This is a genomic window from Pseudomonas sp. zfem002 (assembly GCF_032621685.1).
GTDB classification, from domain to species: Bacteria; Pseudomonadota; Gammaproteobacteria; order Pseudomonadales; family Pseudomonadaceae; genus Aquipseudomonas; species Aquipseudomonas japonica.
In genome coordinates this window covers 1-18,379 of record NZ_JAVYJH010000033.1, presented here as the reverse complement: position 1 = coordinate 18,379, position 18,379 = coordinate 1, and the positions used below count along the sequence as shown (strand labels likewise).

At 65.2% G+C, this 18,379-nt stretch carries 18 protein-coding genes and 1 pseudogene; 11 read left to right on the top strand and 8 right to left on the bottom strand.

The genetic code is table 11. From position 1 onward, the window contains the following. Positions 1-73: 73 nt before the first annotated feature. Together RTI28_RS27430 and RTI28_RS27425 are read right to left on the bottom strand one after the other, a co-directional pair. Entirely contained in the window at positions 74-1,414 is a 1,341-nt protein-coding gene (locus RTI28_RS27430) for an MFS transporter (RefSeq protein WP_316923419.1), read from the bottom strand. Next, entirely contained in the window at positions 1,411-1,953 is a 543-nt protein-coding gene (locus RTI28_RS27425) for a hypothetical protein (RefSeq protein WP_316923418.1), read from the bottom strand. The genes RTI28_RS27430 and RTI28_RS27425 overlap by 4 nt, the downstream gene beginning before the upstream one ends. 142 nt (positions 1,954-2,095) lie before the next feature. On the opposite strand from RTI28_RS27425, the gene RTI28_RS27420 reads away from it, so the two are divergent. Continuing rightward, complete coding sequence (locus RTI28_RS27420; protein ID WP_316923417.1) at positions 2,096-3,034, top strand: LysR family transcriptional regulator; 939 nt, start codon at positions 2,096-2,098, stop codon at positions 3,032-3,034. Here RTI28_RS27420 and RTI28_RS27415 read toward each other — a convergent pair. From RTI28_RS27415 to RTI28_RS27400, 4 genes are read right to left on the bottom strand one after another with little or no spacing between them, the layout of a single operon-like run. Beyond that, positions 3,003-6,017: a hypothetical protein gene (locus tag RTI28_RS27415; protein WP_316923416.1), complete on the bottom strand. Its 3,015-nt coding sequence runs from the start codon at positions 6,015-6,017 to the stop codon at positions 3,003-3,005. The two genes, RTI28_RS27420 and RTI28_RS27415, sit on opposite strands and share 32 nt — an antisense overlap. Next, positions 6,017-6,703 (bottom strand): peptidoglycan-binding domain-containing protein, encoded by a 687-nt coding sequence (locus RTI28_RS27410; protein WP_316923415.1) that lies wholly within the window; start codon positions 6,701-6,703, stop codon positions 6,017-6,019. Before RTI28_RS27410 ends, RTI28_RS27415 begins: the two co-directional genes overlap by 1 nt. A gap of 20 nt (positions 6,704-6,723) precedes the next feature. Continuing rightward, on the bottom strand, positions 6,724-7,020 hold the full coding sequence (locus RTI28_RS27405; RefSeq protein WP_316923414.1) for a hypothetical protein: 297 nt from the start codon (positions 7,018-7,020) through the stop codon (positions 6,724-6,726). After that, positions 7,007-7,375 carry a hypothetical protein gene (locus RTI28_RS27400; protein ID WP_316923413.1) on the bottom strand — a complete coding sequence of 123 codons (369 nt, stop codon included), beginning with the start codon at positions 7,373-7,375 and terminating at the stop codon, positions 7,007-7,009. The genes RTI28_RS27405 and RTI28_RS27400 overlap by 14 nt, the downstream gene beginning before the upstream one ends. Positions 7,376-7,526: 151 nt before the next feature. Between RTI28_RS27400 and RTI28_RS27395 the strand changes: the two genes are divergently transcribed. After that, positions 7,527-8,150 (top strand): dTMP kinase, encoded by a 624-nt coding sequence (locus tag RTI28_RS27395; RefSeq protein WP_316923412.1) that lies wholly within the window; start codon positions 7,527-7,529, stop codon positions 8,148-8,150. A gap of 3 nt (positions 8,151-8,153) precedes the next feature. Here RTI28_RS27395 and RTI28_RS27390 read toward each other — a convergent pair whose 3' ends face one another. Then, a complete protein-coding gene (locus tag RTI28_RS27390; protein ID WP_316923411.1) occupies positions 8,154-8,822 on the bottom strand; it encodes a class I SAM-dependent methyltransferase in 669 nt (222 codons plus the stop codon). 218 nt (positions 8,823-9,040) lie between these two features. On the opposite strand from RTI28_RS27390, the gene RTI28_RS27385 reads away from it, so the two are divergent. The 3 genes from RTI28_RS27385 to RTI28_RS27375 all read left to right on the top strand — a co-directional run bounded on the left by RTI28_RS27385 (position 9,041) and on the right by RTI28_RS27375 (position 11,578). Beyond that, a complete protein-coding gene (locus RTI28_RS27385; RefSeq protein ID WP_316923410.1) occupies positions 9,041-9,826 on the top strand; it encodes a hypothetical protein in 786 nt (261 codons plus the stop codon). A 97-nt stretch (positions 9,827-9,923) separates the two neighbouring features. Beyond that, a complete protein-coding gene (locus RTI28_RS27380) occupies positions 9,924-10,619 on the top strand; it encodes a hypothetical protein (RefSeq protein WP_316923409.1) in 696 nt (231 codons plus the stop codon). Further along, on the top strand, positions 10,610-11,578 hold the full coding sequence (locus tag RTI28_RS27375) for a hypothetical protein (protein ID WP_316923408.1): 969 nt from the start codon (positions 10,610-10,612) through the stop codon (positions 11,576-11,578). Before RTI28_RS27380 ends, RTI28_RS27375 begins: the two co-directional genes overlap by 10 nt. Before the next feature lie 81 nt (positions 11,579-11,659). On the opposite strand, the gene RTI28_RS27370 is transcribed toward RTI28_RS27375, so the two are convergent. Continuing rightward, positions 11,660-12,574, bottom strand: a complete 915-nt coding sequence (locus RTI28_RS27370; RefSeq protein WP_316923407.1) for a LysR family transcriptional regulator — start codon at positions 12,572-12,574, stop codon at positions 11,660-11,662. Positions 12,575-12,693: 119 nt separating this feature from the next. Between RTI28_RS27370 and RTI28_RS27365 the strand changes: the two genes are divergently transcribed. From RTI28_RS27365 to RTI28_RS27340, 6 genes and pseudogenes are all read left to right on the top strand, one after another. Beyond that, entirely contained in the window at positions 12,694-13,584 is an 891-nt protein-coding gene (locus RTI28_RS27365) for an intradiol ring-cleavage dioxygenase (protein WP_316923406.1), read from the top strand. Beyond that, entirely contained in the window at positions 13,581-13,883 is a 303-nt protein-coding gene (locus tag RTI28_RS27360; protein WP_316923405.1) for a Dabb family protein, read from the top strand. Before RTI28_RS27365 ends, RTI28_RS27360 begins: the two co-directional genes overlap by 4 nt. Before the next feature lie 14 nt (positions 13,884-13,897). Then, positions 13,898-14,962: a maleylacetate reductase gene (locus tag RTI28_RS27355; RefSeq protein WP_316923404.1), complete on the top strand. Its 1,065-nt coding sequence runs from the start codon at positions 13,898-13,900 to the stop codon at positions 14,960-14,962. A gap of 61 nt (positions 14,963-15,023) precedes the next feature. Next, positions 15,024-16,685, top strand: a complete 1,662-nt coding sequence (locus tag RTI28_RS27350; protein ID WP_316923403.1) for a bifunctional 3-(3-hydroxy-phenyl)propionate/3-hydroxycinnamic acid hydroxylase — start codon at positions 15,024-15,026, stop codon at positions 16,683-16,685. Then, the gene (locus RTI28_RS27345; protein WP_316923402.1) at positions 16,682-17,761 is read left to right on the top strand and encodes an alpha/beta hydrolase family protein; all 1,080 of its coding nucleotides are present in this window, start codon (positions 16,682-16,684) and stop codon (positions 17,759-17,761) included. The genes RTI28_RS27350 and RTI28_RS27345 overlap by 4 nt, the downstream gene beginning before the upstream one ends. A gap of 148 nt (positions 17,762-17,909) precedes the next feature. Beyond that, positions 17,910-18,302: pseudogene (locus tag RTI28_RS27340) on the top strand (hypothetical protein); the annotation flags it as partial. Positions 18,303-18,379: the final 77 nt, after the last annotated feature.

The window sequence follows — 18,379 nt, the reverse complement described above, 5'->3', positions numbered from 1 at the left end:
AAGTTTCCTTCCAGGCCACGTGCCGTATCAGTCTACCTAGGCATCAAATTGCCATCCAGCGGCCCGGTGCCGTTCATGCCACTGAGCGATCCACGCTCGTTCCTCCCTGCAGCAGGCTCGCCAACGCCGAGAGCAACACCAGCAGCGCCGCCACGCCAAGGCCGATTCGCGGTGCGCAGGTGACGCCGCAGCGTTCGAACAGCAGCGCCATGAGCACGCCGCCAGCCGTCTGCCCGAGCAGCCGGGCGCTGCCCTGCAGGCCGCCGATGGCGCCGCTGCGCTGCGTGGGGGCGGCGAGGAACAGGTTGCGGTTGTTGGCGACGTTGAACAGGGCGAAGCCGAAGCCGCACAGCAGGGTCAGGGGGACGAGTCGCAAGGCCGGATCAGCGGCCTGCGGCAGCGAGCAGAGGCCCAGCCCCAAGGCCAGGCACGCCCCCCCCAGGCCACACAGGCGTGCCGTGGCGATCCGCTCCGCCAGGCGGCCGGCGAGGGGGGCGGTGATGGCAACGCTCAGCGGCCAGGGCACCAGGAGCAGACCGGCGATCCAGGTTCCCAGGCCGAGGTTGTGCTGCAGGAGAAATGGCAAGGCGATCGTGCCCGCCGTCTGCCCGGCGAAGCACAGCACCGACGCGATCAGCGACAGGCGCAGTGAGCGGTCGGCCAGCAGGTCCAGCGGGATGAGGGGCGCGCGCCGGCTCCGTTCCCGGCGGACCAGCAGCCACAGTTGCAGGGCGCCACAGGCAAGCAGCAGGCCCGCGGCTGGCGGGGCCGTGATGACCAGCGCGGCGGCACCGGCCAGCGCGGCGAATGCCCCGGCGTTGAGCAGGATGCCGGTCAGCGCCGGACGCTGCGCGCCAGCAGCTGACGTTGGCAGCGCCCTGGCGGCCAGCAGTACCCCCGCGGCCAGGGGCAGGTGCAGGGCGAACAGCCAGGGCCAGTCGGCCACGCACAGGAGTGCCGCGCCGATGACCGGGCTGGCCGCGGATGACAGGGCGACGGCCAGGGCATTCCAGGCGATCGCCGCCCCCAGTCGTCGGGGCGCTACCACCTGGCGCAGCAACGCCACCCCCAGCGCCATGACGGCTGCCGCGCCGAATCCCTGCACCACGCGGGCGGCGACGAGCCAGGCGAGGGAGGGCGCGAGGACGCAGAGCAGGCTGCCGCCAGCGAAAAGCCAGACACCCCAGGTGAACACCCGGCGATGCCCCAGGCTGTCGCCGAGCGCCGCGCATGGCAGCAACGCCATCAGCAGCGCGGCCTGGTGCGCGGTCAGGATCCAGGTGGCGCTGGCCGGCGCGGCCTGCAGCGCCGTGGCCAGCGTCGGCAGGGCGACAGTGACCATGGCGGTGTTGAGGACCACCAGCACCATGGCCGCCAGCACGGCGCCGATCGCCAGCGCGGGGCGCCTGTTCATGCGCGGGTCTCTGGCACCCAGGCACCGGCCTGTTCGACGTAGCGGGTCAGGCGCCGCGCTTCCTTGTCCTCTTTCTTCAGGTCCCTCTCGGTGAAGCGGAACAGGAGCGCGGGCCCGGCGACGCAGCGGGTATCGTGGATGTCGCCGGGCAGGTACAGCTGGGTCTGGCCGGCACAGATCACCGTGGCCCCGCGCTTCACCAGCCTGGCGTTGCCGTCCGCGTCCTCGATCCGTGCATAGGTGCCCATTTCGATCGCACCTTGCTGCACCGCATAGATGACCCAGCCCCTGCCGTGATCATGGGGCGGCCGGTACAGGCCCTCGGCTTCGGTATGGGCGAGCAGGACGAAGCCATGCTCCGTGTCCCGGTACAGCTCGCGCTGCGCCGCGCCTTCCAGATGCAGGGTGGCCAGCCAGTGTTCCGAGACCGGGGCATTGACCAGCGCATCCAGTTGGCGCTGGCAGTCGGCGACCACCTCCGAGCTCAACGGCCCCCAGGCGTCGCGCACCTCGTCGACGAATTTTTCCAGCGTGTTCATAGCGGTTCTCCCGAGCGATCGCGGTACCGATGTACCGATGGCGTCGACTCTAATGAGCACCCGGGACTGGCGGAAGACGCACGGTTTGCACTTTACTGATGCACCAGACGCCATCTCTCCTCACCTCGTTCGAGTCACGCCCATGAGCACCCCCGATCTGAACCTCCTGATCACCCTCGATGCGGTCCTCGCCGAGGGCAGCGTGGCCCGCGCCGCCAGGCGCCTGCACCTCAGCCCTTCGGCGATGAGCCGCGCGCTGGCCCGGCTGCGCGAGACCACCGGCGATCCGCTGCTGGTCCGCGCCGGGCGCGGGCTGGTGCCGACGCCCAGGGCGATCGAGCTGCGCGAGCGGGTTGGTCACCTGGTGAGCGAAGCGCAGGCGGTCCTGCGCCCCGCGCAGGGGCTCGACCTGCAGCGCCTGGCCAGGACCTTCACGCTGAGGACCAGCGAGGGCTTCGTCGAGTGTTTCGGTCCAGCGCTGCTTGCGCGCATCGGCGAGCAGGCCGCCGGCGTGCGCCTGTGTTTCCTGCAGAAGCCGGACAAGGACAGCAAGGCCCTGCGCGAGGGCTCTGTCGATCTGGAAACCGGCGTGGTGGAAGCGTCGACAGCCCCGGAGCTGTACACCCAGGCGCTGTTCCGCGACCACTACGTCGGCGTGGTGCGCGCGGGACACCCCCTGGCCAGGGGCAAGATGACCGCGGCGCGCTATGCCGGGGGCCGGCATATCCTGGTTTCGCGCACCGGGGAGCAGCGCGGCGCGATCGACGACGCGCTGCTGCCGCTGGGGCTGGCGCGCGAGGTGGTCACCAGCGTTGCCGGGTTCTCCACGGCGGTGGGCCTGGCCCGGGTGTCCGACCTTATCGCCAGCGTGCCCGAGCGGCATACGCAGAATCTGCGCCAGGGCATGCACAGCTTCGCCCTGCCGGTGCCCACGCCGGGTTTTACCGTGTCGCTGCTGTGGCACCCGCGGTTCGCCGCCGACCCGGCCCACCGCTGGCTGCGCAACCTGCTGCGAGAGGTGTGCGCCGACGGCGATGCCGCGTTCGCGGCTACGGACCCGGCTCCAGATCCAGCTCGATGATCTGCGGCAGGTGGTCGCTGACCACCGCACGGTAGGCGACCGCCTTGCGCACATCGGGCTCCATCTCGAAGTTGCGCAGCAGCGCCTGCATGGCCGCCAGCGCCGTGTCCGAATCATTCAACGAGGGATGGCCCAGGTGGCAGCCGGCCGCCTCGTTGCGTGCGTTGTCGAACAGGGTGATCCAGCCGTCCAGCGGGTCGGCGTGCATATGCGTGCGGTATTCGACCAGTTCATCGTTGACGAAGCGATCGACGAACCAGGTTTCGCGGGCCTGGATGTGCTGGGGCAGATCGGTTTCGCCCAGCGCGACAAGCGCGTCCAGCGCGCTCAGCAGTTCGGCCGACGGCATGCGGTTGGCGTAGCGCCCGTTCGGGTCGTAGTCGTACTGGGCCAGGTCGTACAGGTGCGTCCTCCACGGTTTCATCTGCTCGATGCGCCCCTTCATCCGCCGGATGCAGGCCACATAGACGCGCGCCACTTCACGGCCGACAGCGCTGTAGACCGTCATCTGCTGTTGCTGCGCAACGACGGGCTCGTCGTCGCTGTCGGCCTGGTCATTCAGCGTGTTGCCCTGGGTATCGTCGAGGTCGACCTCGGCGCCGGGCGCGACCGCCAGGCCGAGGATCGTCTCCTGCAGTGCCTGCGGCGTGACTACCCCGTGGAGACTGATCACGCCACTGCGTACCAGGGCCCGGCGCTGAGCGAAGTCGAACGGCTGGTACACCCCGTCGTAAGGCTGGCTACCCGGCGTCGCCAGGGAGGCCAGGGAGTGAAACGACTTGAGGGTGGTCAGCGGATGACCACTGCCAAGCACGCCGTTGCGGGTGTGGCGCAGATAGCCGGCGCTCTGCATGTTGTCCAGCAGTTGCTGACGCACGCGCTGCTTGCGCAGCGTCCCATGCGCGTCGTCCGCCGAAGGCTCCAGGTAGTCCTCGGGAATGTTGAAGTCGCCGATGATCAGCGGCATGCCGTACAGGCTATGGCCCGGCAACAGGGCGTGGGCCATCTGGGCGAGGGTGTCGGTACGGGCGTTGACTTCGGCTTCCTCCACCGTCAGGCGTTTCTTGTCCGCCTTGCCCGCCTTGCTGTTGCGCTGCTTCCTGGTGAGGCCGGTGTAATGATCGGTGATGGCGTCGGTGCCGCTGTAGCGGGTATGGAACAGCGCCAGGGGCACGTTCAGGGTTTCGCTGACCGGCACGGTGACCTGCAGCGCGGAGCGCCAGTTGAGCAGCCCGTCCTCGGCCTGGATGGAGAATTCGCTGTTGCCCAGCGAGCCACGGACAATGTCGTAGTTGGCGGCCTGGGCATCGCCGCGATCGCGATAGCCGTGCTCCATCACGCCGATGTCGAACAGGCGCTGCAGCGCATCCTCGCAAGGGGGGCGATAGACCATTCCGTAGGTCTCGATATGCCGCGTGATCAGCCCCACGCGCTGCAGGGCATCGAGCACGACATCGTTGTCGACCTCGCCATCCAGGGGACCGATATCGGGATCGAGGGTCACGAAATCGAGGGCAGATGAGACCGCCGCCAGGTAGACCGCCAGCACGATGCGGTCGCCTTCGGCCTGGTCGGACTGGAACACCAGCCCGATAGACCCCGACGGTATGCCGTTCCACAGCGACTGGGAGAAGAACAGCATCAGCAGTTCCAGGGCCTGCGCATAGGCCAGCAGCGGAGTGCGCTGAAGGGGGTTGGGCAGGTGCTCGTCGGCGGTGTCCATCAGCATGCGCAGGTCCTGGATGCCGAAACAGAGGTCTTCGTACAGGTTGAGGAAGGCCTGCGACGATGGATCGATCTGCCCCGCGCACCACTGCCCGCTCAGCGCGCTCAGGTCCGAGCCGAGGCCGTAGAGCAGGTCGGGCAGATCGCTGTGGGTGCCCATGACGAACGGGACGCTGCCTATCTGGCTGTTGATCCAGGCGAACATCTGCGGATGGGGACATTTGCGTTGCGACGTGGTGGTGGCGACGAGCTCGTCGGCCGTCAACTCGAGCAATGTCGCGGCCGCGGCCGAGCTGCATTGGCGCAGCAGGCTCCAGCCGTTGACTATGTGTTCGCTGGTCAACGGCCGATTGCTGTCGTGCGCCGAGACCCGATAGACCTCGAACAGCGTGCGCAGCGCCAGTACCTTGGCCGGGGTGCGCTTGTTCAGGTTGTGCCTGGAATAGACGTTGGCCACGCGGGGCAGGGCGCCGGTGGGCGGGCTGACCAGCGGGTGCATGCCGTAGGTGGGCGCACCGCAGCGGGCCTCGTAGCGGTTGGCGATGGCGCTCATCGCCGGACCGACGTCGTAGCCGGTTTCCATGACCAGCAGCAGGTCGACATCGAAGGCGCGCATGGCCTCGGTGACGAGGGCGACGCGGGCCTGGTTGCGCAGTGAGTCGATCGGGGCGCTGCCGCGCGGGCGACGATCGCGGGTGAAGTTCTCCAGGTTCCAGGCGAGCATGCGGAAGTAGCGCGGCTGGGTGCTCAGGACGTTGCTGGCGCCGTTGGGAATCATGCTGAATACCGGCTGGCCGATGTTGTCCGGCTGGCGGCTCGGTGGGTAGCCGTGCTGCGTCGTCAGTTGCTCGGCATCGGCCAGACGCTGCTGCCCCTGGGGGATGCCGAGACCCTGCAGGTACTGCTGGTAGGCCGGCAGCGCGTCGAGCAGGGCCTGGGCCATCTGCCGCTGCCCGTTCAGGGTCAACCCGCTGTCGTTGATCGGCTGGAGGAATTCGCCGGGCAACGCGCCACGCAGATTGATGACGTCCTGCGGCTCCAGCAACCCGGGCGGGTCCGGGAACAATTGGTGCCTGGAACCATCCGCGTCCCATTCCAGCTGTTGCAGATCGTTGGCCCAGCGCTTGCCCAGCTCGGCACGCCGGTACTGGAGGGTGTTGTTGCGGGCCTGGCAGGCCTGCTGCATCTGCGCCTGGTCGAACGCGGGGCAGTCCGTGGCGTCGATATCCGCCGCGCGCAGGTCGAAAATGCTCGGCATCAGGGCGTGTCCGGTGTGTGCGCAGGAGGGGCGGCGGCCTTCTGGTAGACCCCCGCTTCGTCGTGGTTGCGCGCCAGGGCGGCGCGGGTATCGGCGTCGTCCTCGCCGGTCACCGGCAGGCCCGCGTTGGCCTGGAACAGACTCAGCTCGGCGCGCAGGAACAGACCGTCGGGATCCTCGGCGCCGTCCCGTGGCCGGTAGCCCAGGTTGCGCAGGCGTTTGCGCAGGCCATCGGCCAGGTCCGCCGGGTCCATGTGGCCGAAGTCGAGGAGCGCGTCCACCACGCCGTCGCCGACCCGCAGCCGGCCACGCCGGGTGGCGTTGGGGATATAGCGCTCGATGCGCCCGTCGGCGCTGGTCTGGCCTTCAAGAGTGAGTTCCTCGAGTTCGAGCCGATAGGGCAGGTTGGCCCGTGGCGAGCGGCCGTCGAGCAACTGGATGCTGAACAGCATCGGCACGGCGCGCCGGCGAAACACATGACGCTGGCCAGTCGCGCAACTGGCGTGGGACTCACGCTTGTCGGGGATATACAGCACATCCCCGGGCGCAAGCACGTTCATCGACGCGCGCAAGGCCTTGAGCTCGGCATTTTCCGGATGGTCCCAGAGGGTTTCCGGGAAGAAACCGTGTTCGGCGGCCAGGCTGGCGACGCTGTCGCCCTGGACGATTTCGTGGCGCAGGGCCATTCAGGCAACTCCCGCTGGATTCATGACGAGGCCTTGGCCGCGCGGGTTTCCAGCTTTTCCCAGGCGTCCTTGTCGAGGTTGGGGAAGCGCACTTCGCAGGGCTGCGCGGACGCCAGGTTGTCGAAGCGGGCGAAGCCCTGGTCATCGAGAAAGCCCGGCACGCACTGACCGTCGGGCAGGCGCAGCTCGTAGGCTTCCCAGGGGATGGGCGAGTCGTCTTCGCCGATCAGCTCGATCTCGACCCAGTACACCGGCGCGGGTGATGCCAGCGGGCAGGGCTGCACGGTCGCGCCGGGGGGCAGGTCACTGAACGGCACCGCCGGTCCTCCTGGAGGCTTCGCCGGCCGACGCGGCCCAGGCGGCGTAGCGCTCGAGCTTGCGCTGCGGCGCCAGGCCGTGGCTCATCAGAATGGCCAGGGCCGGGACCGGCAAGCGCTCCTGCGGGAACGGGTCGAAGGCGGCCAGGGAAATCTCGCCGAAACGGGCGATATCGGCTTCGCTGTGCAGGCCGAACGTGGGGGCATCGCGCAGGATCCGGGTGCTGACGGCACTGATTTCGCTCGCGCTCAAGCCTGGCGCGAGCGTGCTCAGCAGTGTGTGCAGGCGGTCCTCGAAACGCGCCATGCGCGCTTGCGACAATGCGTCGAGTTGTGCCTGGCGGATCGTCAACATGGGCGGACGCTTCAGTGAGAGGGGACGGCACGGGGAATGTGCCGGGCTATTGAATAGCACAACGCCAGCCCAGTCGTCTAACCCGGGGCGCCTCCTGCCGCAAATCCGGGTAGAGTGCAGGCCCTGTGTTCAATCAAGCGTTATGTGAAGCATGAATCGACCGCTGTTCGTATCACTGGACGGGCCCAAGGGCACCGGCAAGACCACCTTGCTGGAGGCCGTCACCAGGGCGCTGCGCGCCGAGGGCAAGAAGGTGATCCGCCTGTGCGAGAAGAAGAGCGATCCCTGTCGCGGTGAAACCATGGCCCTGGTCAACCGCCTGGTCAGACATCCCAGCCGTGAGCTGGAGCTGGGCGTCTGCGAGCGCCTGGCCGACAGCCGCACCTGGATTTCCCGGCATGTCCTGCCCAGGCAGCCCGCCGACAGCATCATCCTGATCGATCGCTGGTACCCCTCCGATGCGGCGTTTCGGAGGCTGGTGCCGTTCGCCGAGATTCTGCGCCTGAACCTGGAGCGCGAGGTGCGGGTGCCGGACCTGCATGTCGGCGTGGTGACCGACCCAGAGATTTCCTGGGCGAGGGCGACAGCGCGTTCGCGCGGGCTGAGCAGTACCGTGATGCACCGCCTGGAGGAACAGGTGGCGAGCACCCGGGCGTTCGAGCAGGCGGCGGCGGAGCAGGGCTGGGTGCTGTGCCGCAACGAAGGGCCCCTCGAAGCGGCGACGCTGCAGGTGGTGTCCGCGATTCAGGGCGTGCTTCGACGCGCGGACGTGTAGCGCCTACAGGCGCTGCAGAACGTAACTGCTCTCGAAGCCGTGCACGCCACCCAGGATGTTGAAGCCCTGGAAGAAGCCCGTGGCCCTGAGCAGATCCACCGCCGGTCCCACTTCAGGCGAGTGGAGGAAATCGCGGTAGTCGTCGAACACGATGAAGCCGCCCGGGACCACGCTCGGCGCATACAGCAGGAAGTCCAGCAACACGTTGCGGCTGAAGTGACCACCGTCGATGTGCAGCAGCGCGACCTTGGGTGCGAGGTTGTAGAAACGCTCGGCCATCAGTTCCGAGAAGCCGCGGATGATCACGGCGTCGGGCAGCAACTGTTCCTTGTAGTGACTGAACTCCTCGAACTGCTTTTCCAGGGCGAACGGATCGATGCCAATGACGCGCCGCTCGCGGTTGCACACCTCGTTCATCAGCATCAGCGACTTGCCTTTCCACACGCCGATTTCCACCACGTCACCAGGCAGATCGGCAATCAGCAGGGCCAGGTAACCGAGCAGGCGCACATCGTCATGGAACGACAGCTCGCGACGCTGCATGGCCAGTTCCGCCGGCAAGCTGGCCTGGGCCTGCTCGAAGGACGTGCCGATCAGGTTCCACACCTGGTTGACGCTGCTGGTCAATTCCGGAGTGCTGGTGAAGTCATTGAGCTCTTTGATGGTGATCATGATTTCTCGGATTACTGCGAACGACTGGAAGTATGCGCACGGGAACGCACGTGGAAGTCCCGGCCGGGGCCGATGGCGCCCTATAGTATTCGGGTGTCGGGAAAAGTAAATCGAAGTAGACTTGCGCGACCATGGCAAATAGCCATTTAACAATGATTGCCGCGCCTGTGTGCTCTTGAACGTCAATGGCACAGCGCTGACCCCAAGGAAGGAACATCATGAAAGAAGTCGTTGCCGCGGTAGTGCTCGCGTCAGGGTTCATGTCCGCTGCTCACGCCAATGACAACTTCGACCTGCGCTGTACGCTCGACAGTGGCGATGTGCTGACGCTCAGTCACGTCAGTGACACCGCGTACATCGAGTTTCTCGGCCCGGATGACGACCCTGACGAGGGTGGCAGCGTGATCAAGCTCGACGCGCCTGGCGGCGGGGTGCAGCTTTACCTGGATCGCACTGCCGAGGGGCGCGAGTCGTTCGTGCTTCGCGGCACCGATTCGGATATCGAGGGGGCTGTCGCGGTGGCCTACGAACGGCATGAGGGCAAGCAGAGCGCCTACTTCAGCCAGATGAACTCGCTGGGCAAGGAAACCGGGCATTACGCCTGCAAGCCTGAAACCATCAAGGCATCGAATGTTCTGCTGTCCGCAGGGCTGGTGGGGCTGAACGTCCCTGCAAGCGGTACTCAAGGCACGTCTTCGGCGGCACCTGCGCAGCCAGCGTCGTCTCCCGTGAAAGTGAATATCGGCGAGAGACTGTTCCAGTACAGCACCGTCCGGACACCCTATCGCACGGTCAACATCACTGGCGTCGCGGAAGGCCTGGTGATCAACCGTGTCACGGTCAATCGCAACCAGTGCTCGGAGTCCATCGCCAATCCGAAGAAGCCCATCAGCCTGCCGTTCGGGAAAACGGTGACCTATGACTACAACATCGAATATCGCCGCTGCGATGTCGTGGAAGTCGTGATCAATACCAACCAGGGGGAGTGGGTGCTCAAGCCTTGATGGCCGCGAATGACTTTGCGCTCAAAGGCAAGACACGGTAATGGCCACTGGCTAGAATCCTGCTGTTTACGGCTGCTCAACTATGCAAGGGGGAACCATGGCGACTGTCGTTCCGCGCGACCTGCCACTGATCGATCTGCTATCGAAGGCTTCATCCGACGATCTGAACGTCCTGGCGGATCTCATTACGGATGACGGCAAGGGCAGGGTGGCCCTGGACAGCAAGGTCAAGATCACAATCCTGAACCACCGCAAAAAAGGCTCTCTTCAGTCCATACCCAATGTCCTGGAGGCTGAGATCCGTGCATTCGGCAGCAACAGCATCGCCAATATCTTCAGGTCGGACAGTGTGAGTTACCTGGAACTGGCCACCGATGTGGCGAAGAAGCTCGATGGAAAGCCCACGCCCTCGCATGACGTGCTTGCCATCGAAGAGATCGTCATGCGCCAGGCATTGAGCAAGTACGCCGGTGTGAAAAGCTTCTCTGACTATGCGGCCCTCGCGGGGCAGGTCGCACAGGTTGTGAAGATGCTGGTGTCGACTGCAAGTGGCCTCGGCGGTATCGCCGCGACCGGGGGCGCCGCAGCGGCCATGAGTGCCATTGGTGGTCGCCTGATATCCCTGGCGGCGCCGCCACTCGCGGTGGCTGCAACCGGCGCGACAATATTCCAGGCGGCATCACCCGCGTTTCGCATCACTGTGCCGGCGGTGCTGCAGATTGCCAGGATCCGTCAGTTACGGTTCGAGGCCGACCTCGCCGCTTATCAGGAGAAACTGCGCTCATGCCTGTAAACGCTGATCCATTGATCCGTGCGCTACCCGATCGTCCGGATGTCCTGGCCAAGATCCAGAACGGCATTTATCGCCTTTGGGGCGGCGTGGTGCGGTACGCCGCAGGCACTGACAAAGGTGGGCAGATCGTAGGTCACCTGGTCTTCCCGGGAGATAGCCAGGAAACTCATCAGCGTCTCCAGCAGCTCCAGGACACCCTGGGCAAAGGCCTCGGCTCGCTCCAGGACGGCATCGGCCAGGTGCAGCAAAGCATGAATGTGCTCCAGGGCCTGCAGTCAGCCAACCTGGCCATGTCTGGATTGAATCTGGCGGTCACCACGGCGGGATTTGTGATCGTCTGCAAGAAGCTGGATGGCATCAGTGCACAAATACAGGCTCAATCGCAGGTCATTGCCGAGACGCTGCAACTGGTAAGCGACATCCAGGAGCGAAACCTTCTGGCGGACGAAGCCCAGTTCCGGGCGCTGACCCTGACGGCTCGACAGTTCTGCGAACTGGGAGAGGTCGAGCACCTCAAGGGGCTCATTGCCGCGTTCCACAAGGAGTACCAGTTCACCCGGCTGGTGCTGGAGAAGCATGCGCCCATCGCTGCCAGCAGCGTCGAGCGCTTCGCGCAGATCAGGTTGCTGCAGGATCGCCTGTTCAACCTTGGGCTGATGCTGGCGCACGTGCAAATGAAAGCCGGTGCGGCCAAGTACAGCCGCGAATGCGTGGCACAGCTTGAGCGTGATCTGATTGAGCTCAACCAGCGACGTGTTGAGGTGTTGAGCAGCGATCGCGCAATCGCATCGAGAATCACCCACGGACAATTCGCTGACATCACCAACTTCCTGCAGCAAGGCAAGCAGTTATTGCCGGCGTTGAGTTATCAGGCTGATGTGATCGAACTGGAGACCCGGCATCCGGGCTTGCTCGAGCGCGTGTCGAAATCCAGGGAAATCATGCTGGTTGCTGCTTGAGGCTGTTCGAGTCGATTCATCCAGACCAGTGGCCAGTTGAGCCACTGCCTTCCCCGAAAGCGCGCTGAAGGTACGGGGCGCCTACGACGCCCACTTTCTTTCAAGCCCGAGCTTTGCGAAGCGCTCGACCATGAACTCTGCGAACACCTTGACCTTGGCCGGCTGCAGGCGGCGGCTCTGGTAGGCAATGTTGATCGTCAAGGGTGGCAGCTCCCATTCGCCCAGCACCGGGATCAGCCGGCCTGCGACGATGTCATCGTGAATGATGTACTGAGGCTGGATCAGAATACCCAACCCGGCCAGCGCCGCCGCCCGTATCACCTGGCCTTCATTGGCGTCGAGCACCGCGGTGATACCCACTGCACAGTCGTCTTCCGCGCGCTTGAAATGCAACACATAGGGGTCGTTCGCCAGGTTGTAGACCAGCATCTGATGATGGGCCAGGTCTGCGGGCTGCTTCGGACGCCCCTGGGCGGCGAGGTACGCCGGCGAGGCGGCCAGCACACGGCGCATCTGCGCCAGGCGGCGCACGCTGATACCCGAATCCCCTTCGTACTCCCGCGTGCGTATGGCCACGTCGATACCCGCCTCGATAAAGCCGGGATAACGGTTGGCGGTGATGATCTGCACGGCAAGCTTGGGATAGCGCCGCCTGAACTCGGGCAAGGCTGGCGCGAGGTGGTTCATGGCAAACGAGACAGAGCTGGTAACGCGCAGCACACCGCTTGGACTGGTCGCTGCCGAATTGACGGCGGCGTCGGCTTCGGCCATCTCGGCCAGCATCGCGCTGCAGGATTGATGGTAACTGCGCCCGGCGTCCGTCAGCCACATCCTGCGGGTCGTGCGCTCCACCAGGCGGGCCCCCAGTCGTTCTTCCAGGCCACTCAGGTAGCGGCTGGCTGCGGCGTTGGACAGCCCTACCTTTTCAGCGGCCCTGGACAGACTTCCCAGCTCCGCAACTTGCACGAACAGTTCGATTTGCGTCCAGCGATCCATCTCGGCGTATTTTTCCATTAGGTGGAAATAAGATTTCTATTCTAAGCATTTTTCTTCCACTTTTGATGGGTCAACATCGCTCCATGGCACACAACTCGGCTGCGCCAGGAGATAACAACGTGCGTAACATCAATGAAGACACCATCACCCAGGCAGTGATCGCGGCGATGGTCGACTGCAAGCAGCCGCGGCTGCTGACCATCATGACCAGCCTGGTACAGCACCTGCACTCTTTCGCTCGCGAAGTGACGCTGAGCGAAGCGGAGTGGGAGCAGGCGATCGGCTTCCTGACCGCAGTGGGGCACATCACCGACGACAAGCGCCAGGAGTTCATCCTGCTTTCGGACACGCTGGGGCTTTCCACCCTGGTGACGGCGCAGAACAACGCCAAGCCTCCCGCCTGTACCGAGTCCACGGTGTTCGGTCCATTCTTCGTCGAGGGCGCACCCGAACTGCCACTGGGGGCGGACATCGCCAACGGCGCCTGTGGTGAACCCTGCTATGTGAGTGGCCAGGTCCGCGGGCTGGATGGCCAGCCCGTGGCCAATGCGCTGATCGATGTGTGGCAATCGGACGAGGATGGCCACTATGACGTGCAATTGCCAATGGCTGCCGACGCGCCTGAGCACCGCGCAAGGGCCCGCCTGCGTACGGATGCCGAAGGGCGCTTCCATTTCCGCTCGATCCTCGCGGTGCCTTATCCCATTCCCCACGATGGACCGGTGGGGCGCTTGCTGGAGGCCCTGGGGCGGCACCCCTGGCGACCGGCTCACCTGCATTTCATGATCGTGGCAGCTGGCTACGAGCGGCTGATCACCCATGTGTTCCGTGACGGCTGTTCCTATCTGGATTCGGATGCGGTGTTCGGTGTGCGCTCGACCCTGGTAGCTGACTGGGTTCGCCACGAGGCTGGCGCGACGCCAGACGGCAAGCGCTCATCAGTGCCGTTCTACACCTTGCAGTACGACTTCGTGCTCAACCCTGCGGTCGTGGGCGAGGTGCAAGCGTGATTCGACACATCGTCATGTGGCGCCTCGCCGGCGAATCCGGCGAAGAGCAGAGGCTGGCCCGCGAGCGCGTGAAACAGGCTTTCGAGGGGCTGCGAGGCCGTATACCTGGCTTGTGCCAGATCGAGGTCGGTATCGATCTCAGTGCCGTGGACTATGCCTGCGACGTGGTACTGGTTGCCGATTTCGAGTCCCAGCAAGCATTGGATGGCTACGCCACGCACCCTGAGCATCAGCGTGTGCGCCAGGAGTTGGGCGCGCTGCGCACCCTCCGTCACCAGGTTGATTACCAGCGTTACTGAACTGTGGAGTTGTCATGTCGCAATCTTTTGTCTATCAGGCACTGCCAGGCCGCGTGGTATTTGGCGCCGGCAGTCTTGGTCAACTTGAAGCCGAACTGGACCAGCTGGGAGCCCGGCGCGCCCTGGTTCTGTGCACACCGGAGCAGCGGGAGGGCGCCGAAGCCATAGCGCAGCGCCTGGGTACGCGCTCGGCAGGGATCTTCGCTGGTGCCGTGATGCACGTGCCCATCGAGACTGCCCGCGAGGCCCGCGAAGTGGCGCGCGAGCGCGGTGCTGACTGCGCCATCGCCATGGGGGGCGGCTCCACCATCGGCCTGGGTAAGGCCATCGCCCTGGACAGCGGTCTGCCGATTCTGGCCGTGCCGACCACCTATGCCGGCAGCGAGATGACACCGATCTATGGCATCACCCAGGACGGCGAGAAACGCACCGGTGCCGACGCGAAAGTCCTGCCCAGGACCGTGATCTACGACCCGGAACTGACGCTCACGCTTCCTGTGCAGATGTCCATTACCAGTGGCATCAACGCCATCGCGCATGCTGCAGAGGGGCTCTACGCCAACAATGGCAACCCGGTCACGCGCCTGATGGCGCAAGAAGGCATTCGGGCATTGGCGGCGGGGTTGCCGGGTATCCGCGCCAATCCCCTGGATGTCGACGCGCGAGGTTCGGCGCTTTATGGCGCCTGGCTGTGCGGCACCGTGCTGGCCCACGGCGGCATGGCATTGCACCACAAGCTGTGTCACACGCTGGGCGGCAGCTTCAACCTCCCGCACGCGCAGACCCACACCGTGGTGCTGCCTTATGTGCTGAGTTTCAACGCGCCCTTTGCTGAAGACGCCATGCGCAACATGGCACGGGCCCTGGGGACGCCGGACAGTGCGGCTGCCGGTGTCTGGGATCTGGCTCATCACAATGGCGCGCCAACCTCGCTACGTGAACTGGGTATGACCGAGGGCGACCTTGAGCGCGCTGCCGACATCGCCACGCAGCGCCCGTACTGGAACCCGCGCCCGGTGGACCGAGCAGCCGTGCGCGCGGTCCTGCAGGCAGCCTTCGATGGTGTCCGGCCGACCTGAGTCCAGTCGCACCTTCCAGGCGTGACCCGTTGCGCCTGTGCCCAATAAAAGGAGAACAATAATGTCCCCACAACAAAACTCCACTCAGGATGCAAGCACTCACTACGACGTGGCTGTCATCGGCTACGGTCCCACCGGTCTGGTGGCCGCTTCGCTGCTGGGCCAGGCCGGCTACAAGGTGGCCGTGGTGGAGCGCTGGCCGAGCATGTATGGCCTGCCGCGCTTGACCCATATCGATGGCGAGGTGGCGCGCATCGTCCAGGCTTGCGGCGATGTCGACCAGGCCATGCGCGATTCGCTGCCGCTGCATACCTACCACTATGTCAACGCCGAAGGCGAGTTGCTGCTGGAGCTGCACTGGAAGGGCAAGCAATGCGGCTACACGGCACACAATTCCATCTACCAACCCGACATCGAGGATGCCATCCACGGTCGCGTTGAAACCTTGGCCAATGTCCAGCTGTTTCGCGGCTGGGAAGCAGTAGCGCTGCAGCAGGGCGCGGAGTGCGTGGCCTTCACCATTCAGCCCACGCAGAGCGGCAGGAACACTGCCCAGGCGGCCGAAGCACCGCGCCAGCTGACGGCGCGCTACCTGCTCGGCGCCGACGGTGCCAACAGCTTTGTGCGTACGGTCCTGGGTATCGAGCGCAACGACTATGGGCACAAACACCGCTGGTTGAACCTCGACTCGGAGAACCTGTCGGACGCGGCCGAGCGCTTCAAACTGCTGACCATTTTCTGTGACCCGGCGCGTGGCCACATGTACATGCCTATCGGCGACAGCCGCACGCGCTTCGAGGTGCGTCTGCTGGACGGGGAGACCATCGAGGATTGGGAAGACCCGGCGAAGGGATGGCGCTGGCTGGAGGAAAAATACGGCGTTGGCCCGAAGGACTTCAAGTTCCTGCGCAATGTGGTCTACACCTTCCAGACCCGCATGGCCGACCGCTGGCGCCAGGACCGTGTGCTGCTGGGCGGGGATGCCGCCCACGCGATGATGCCCTACATGGGACAGGGCGCCTGCTCCGGCATGCGCGACGGTATCAACCTGGCCTGGAAACTGGACCTGGTGCTCAGCGGCCGTGCATCGCCTGCGCTGCTGGACAGCTACGAAGCCGAGCGTCGCCCGCATGCCCGGAAAATCATGGAGATGTCGCTGTTCCTCGGCCAGGTGACCAACGAGGATGATCCGCAGAAAGCCGCTGCGCGCGACGCAGCGTTCCGCAATGGCAGCATGCCGCCGATGCCGGCTTTCCCTCGGCTGGAGAGCGGCGTGATACACCGCGAGATCGATGGTGGGCTGCTACCTTCCACCGGCCAGCCGGGACCGCAGTCGCGGGTGCGCCGCGGCAGTGTCGAGGGGCGCCTGGACGATGTGGTGGGACATGGTTTCCTGCTGGTGGCGCAACAGGATCCGAGGCCGTTCCTGGGCAACGGCCAAGCAACGTTCCTGGCCCGACTGGGCTGCCGCATCGTGGTGCTGGGCAAGGGTGACGAGGTACCTGGCAGCGTTGTCGACCTGGATGGGGAAATGTCTGGCTTCATGCTGGAGCATGGTATCCAGGCCTATATCGGGCGCCCGGATTTCGCCATCTTTGGCTCGGTCTCGCACCTGCACGAACTGGCGTCCCTGGTCGATGACCTACGCCTGAAATTGCATTGGAACGAGGAGGAGGGCAGTGACAGCACTTCGGCACACCCGTCCAGGGAGCAAACCGTATGAGCGAGTCTCTCTCTGGCGCCACGCTGGCCTTCCAGCGTGCCATGCCGATGACCCGGCTGCTGGACTGCGGCATGGACTTCGCCGATGCCCAATCGCTGTTCCGGCGTACCAGTGCCGGGGAAGCCTGGGACCTGGTGGCCGAAGCGTTGGCGCAGGCGCAGCTCAGGCGTGCCGCCGAGGCTGCCGCGGCCGGCTGCAAGGTCACGGCGGCCGAGGCACAGGGCGCTGCTCTGGCTGATCTGCTGTTCGCGCAAATGGCCTTCAATCACGACAACCCTCGCAAACGAGCCCTCTATGGTCAGCTCGTGGCAGCGACACGGCAGTTGTGTGAATGGTCCGAAGGCCGTATGGCGCGCGTCGAGTTGCCGTTTGCGCAGAGCCATCTGGTCGGTTGGCTGGTGCGGCCGCAGGCGGTGCAGGCGCGCGGCACGGTGCTGGTGTTCGGTGGCCAGAGCGGCTGGGGCGTGGCTTATCTGCCGATTGCCCGCGCACTCGCCCGGCGCGGCTTGGCCACGCTGCTGGCCGAGGGGCCCGGCCAGGGTGAGACACGCCTGAACCAGGGCATTTTCGTCGACGTGGACATGCAGGCTGCCTACAGCCGCTTCATCGACTTCATCGCGAGCGACAGCACCCTCGGCGCGCCAGGTATCTGGGGCAACAGCGTGGGCGGGCTGTGGGCTGCCCGCACGGCGGCGGTCGATGCGCGCATTCGTGCTTGCTGCGTCAACGGCGGTCTGGCAGCGCCGGTATTGCTGCCGTTCCGCACGTTCGTCGAGCAGGCCGGTGCCATGCTGGGCACTGACGATGAGGCGGTCATCAGCGAGAACTTCAGGCGCATGAGCTTTCATCCGGCGCGCGATCGCATCGCCTGCCCGCTGCTGGTGCTGCATGGCGGAGCCGACCCGCTGGTGAAGCCGCAGGACTTGCAGCCCTTCCTCGACGCAGCGGATAGCGCCGATGCCACCTTGCGCGTCTGGGAGGACGGTGAACACACCCTCTATAACCATGCGTCCGAGCGTACCGCCTGGGTGGCGGACTGGTTTGCCCAGCGGCTTGACGTCGAGTCCATGCGCTGAGCATCAGCAGGGCGGTATAGGGCAAGACAACCCTGCCGGTGGCCTGGAGCGCCGCCGGATGTTCGCCGCCCTGTAAAGGCTGTTCCCGCGGGGGAAGGGATATTTCCGCGGTTTTCCATCGTAGAAAACAACAACAAGAGACGACACGATGCACAACATCAAGGTGAAAACGCTTGGTGCGGTTCTGGCCGCCCTGGCGATTGTGGAATGCAATGCCGCGCAAGCGCCGGCCCCGAAGAACGATGATCTGTTCAGCGTGCGCTTCGATGACGGCCAGGGGCATCAGTACGATGTCAGCCCTGGAGGCCTGATCGATGTGCCTGCCCAGGCAGCAGTGCCTGGCGAGGGCAGCCTGTTCAGGGGGCTGTTCGGCGATACCCTGGAGCGCGAGTACGGCATTACCGTGTCCGGGCTGCTCGATGTCGCCTATGTACGCAACAATCGCTCCACCCACGCTGAACGCAGCGACGGGCTGAGCAACCTGCCGCTGACCGGCATGGCCGACGAAGGCCTGGAATGGGGCAGCCTGCACCTGTTCATGACGGGCTGAGCAACCTGCCGCTGACCGGCATGGCCGACGAAGGCCTGGAATGGGGCAGCCTGCACCTGTTCATCGAC

Excerpts from the sequence above, each read along its gene's own strand:
- RTI28_RS27425 (WP_316923418.1), bottom strand. The coding sequence starts at position 1,953 with ATGAACACGCTGGAAAAATTCGTCGACGAGGTGCGCGACGCCTGGGGG.
- RTI28_RS27400 (WP_316923413.1), bottom strand. The coding sequence starts at position 7,375 with ATGTTGACGATCCGCCAGGCACAACTCGACGCATTGTCGCAAGCGCGC.
- RTI28_RS27380 (WP_316923409.1), top strand. The coding sequence starts at position 9,924 with ATGGCGACTGTCGTTCCGCGCGACCTGCCACTGATCGATCTGCTATCG.
- RTI28_RS27415 (WP_316923416.1), bottom strand. The coding sequence starts at position 6,017 with ATGCCGAGCATTTTCGACCTGCGCGCGGCGGATATCGACGCCACGGAC.
- RTI28_RS27370 (WP_316923407.1), bottom strand. The coding sequence starts at position 12,574 with ATGGATCGCTGGACGCAAATCGAACTGTTCGTGCAAGTTGCGGAGCTG.
- RTI28_RS27430 (WP_316923419.1), bottom strand. The coding sequence starts at position 1,414 with ATGAACAGGCGCCCCGCGCTGGCGATCGGCGCCGTGCTGGCGGCCATG.
- RTI28_RS27420 (WP_316923417.1), top strand. The coding sequence starts at position 2,096 with ATGAGCACCCCCGATCTGAACCTCCTGATCACCCTCGATGCGGTCCTC.
- RTI28_RS27385 (WP_316923410.1), top strand. The coding sequence starts at position 9,041 with ATGAAAGAAGTCGTTGCCGCGGTAGTGCTCGCGTCAGGGTTCATGTCC.
- RTI28_RS27350 (WP_316923403.1), top strand. The coding sequence starts at position 15,024 with ATGTCCCCACAACAAAACTCCACTCAGGATGCAAGCACTCACTACGAC.
- RTI28_RS27345 (WP_316923402.1), top strand. The coding sequence starts at position 16,682 with ATGAGCGAGTCTCTCTCTGGCGCCACGCTGGCCTTCCAGCGTGCCATG.
- RTI28_RS27390 (WP_316923411.1), bottom strand. The coding sequence starts at position 8,822 with ATGATCACCATCAAAGAGCTCAATGACTTCACCAGCACTCCGGAATTG.
- RTI28_RS27355 (WP_316923404.1), top strand. The coding sequence starts at position 13,898 with ATGTCGCAATCTTTTGTCTATCAGGCACTGCCAGGCCGCGTGGTATTT.
- RTI28_RS27395 (WP_316923412.1), top strand. The coding sequence starts at position 7,527 with ATGAATCGACCGCTGTTCGTATCACTGGACGGGCCCAAGGGCACCGGC.
- RTI28_RS27375 (WP_316923408.1), top strand. The coding sequence starts at position 10,610 with ATGCCTGTAAACGCTGATCCATTGATCCGTGCGCTACCCGATCGTCCG.
- RTI28_RS27410 (WP_316923415.1), bottom strand. The coding sequence starts at position 6,703 with ATGGCCCTGCGCCACGAAATCGTCCAGGGCGACAGCGTCGCCAGCCTG.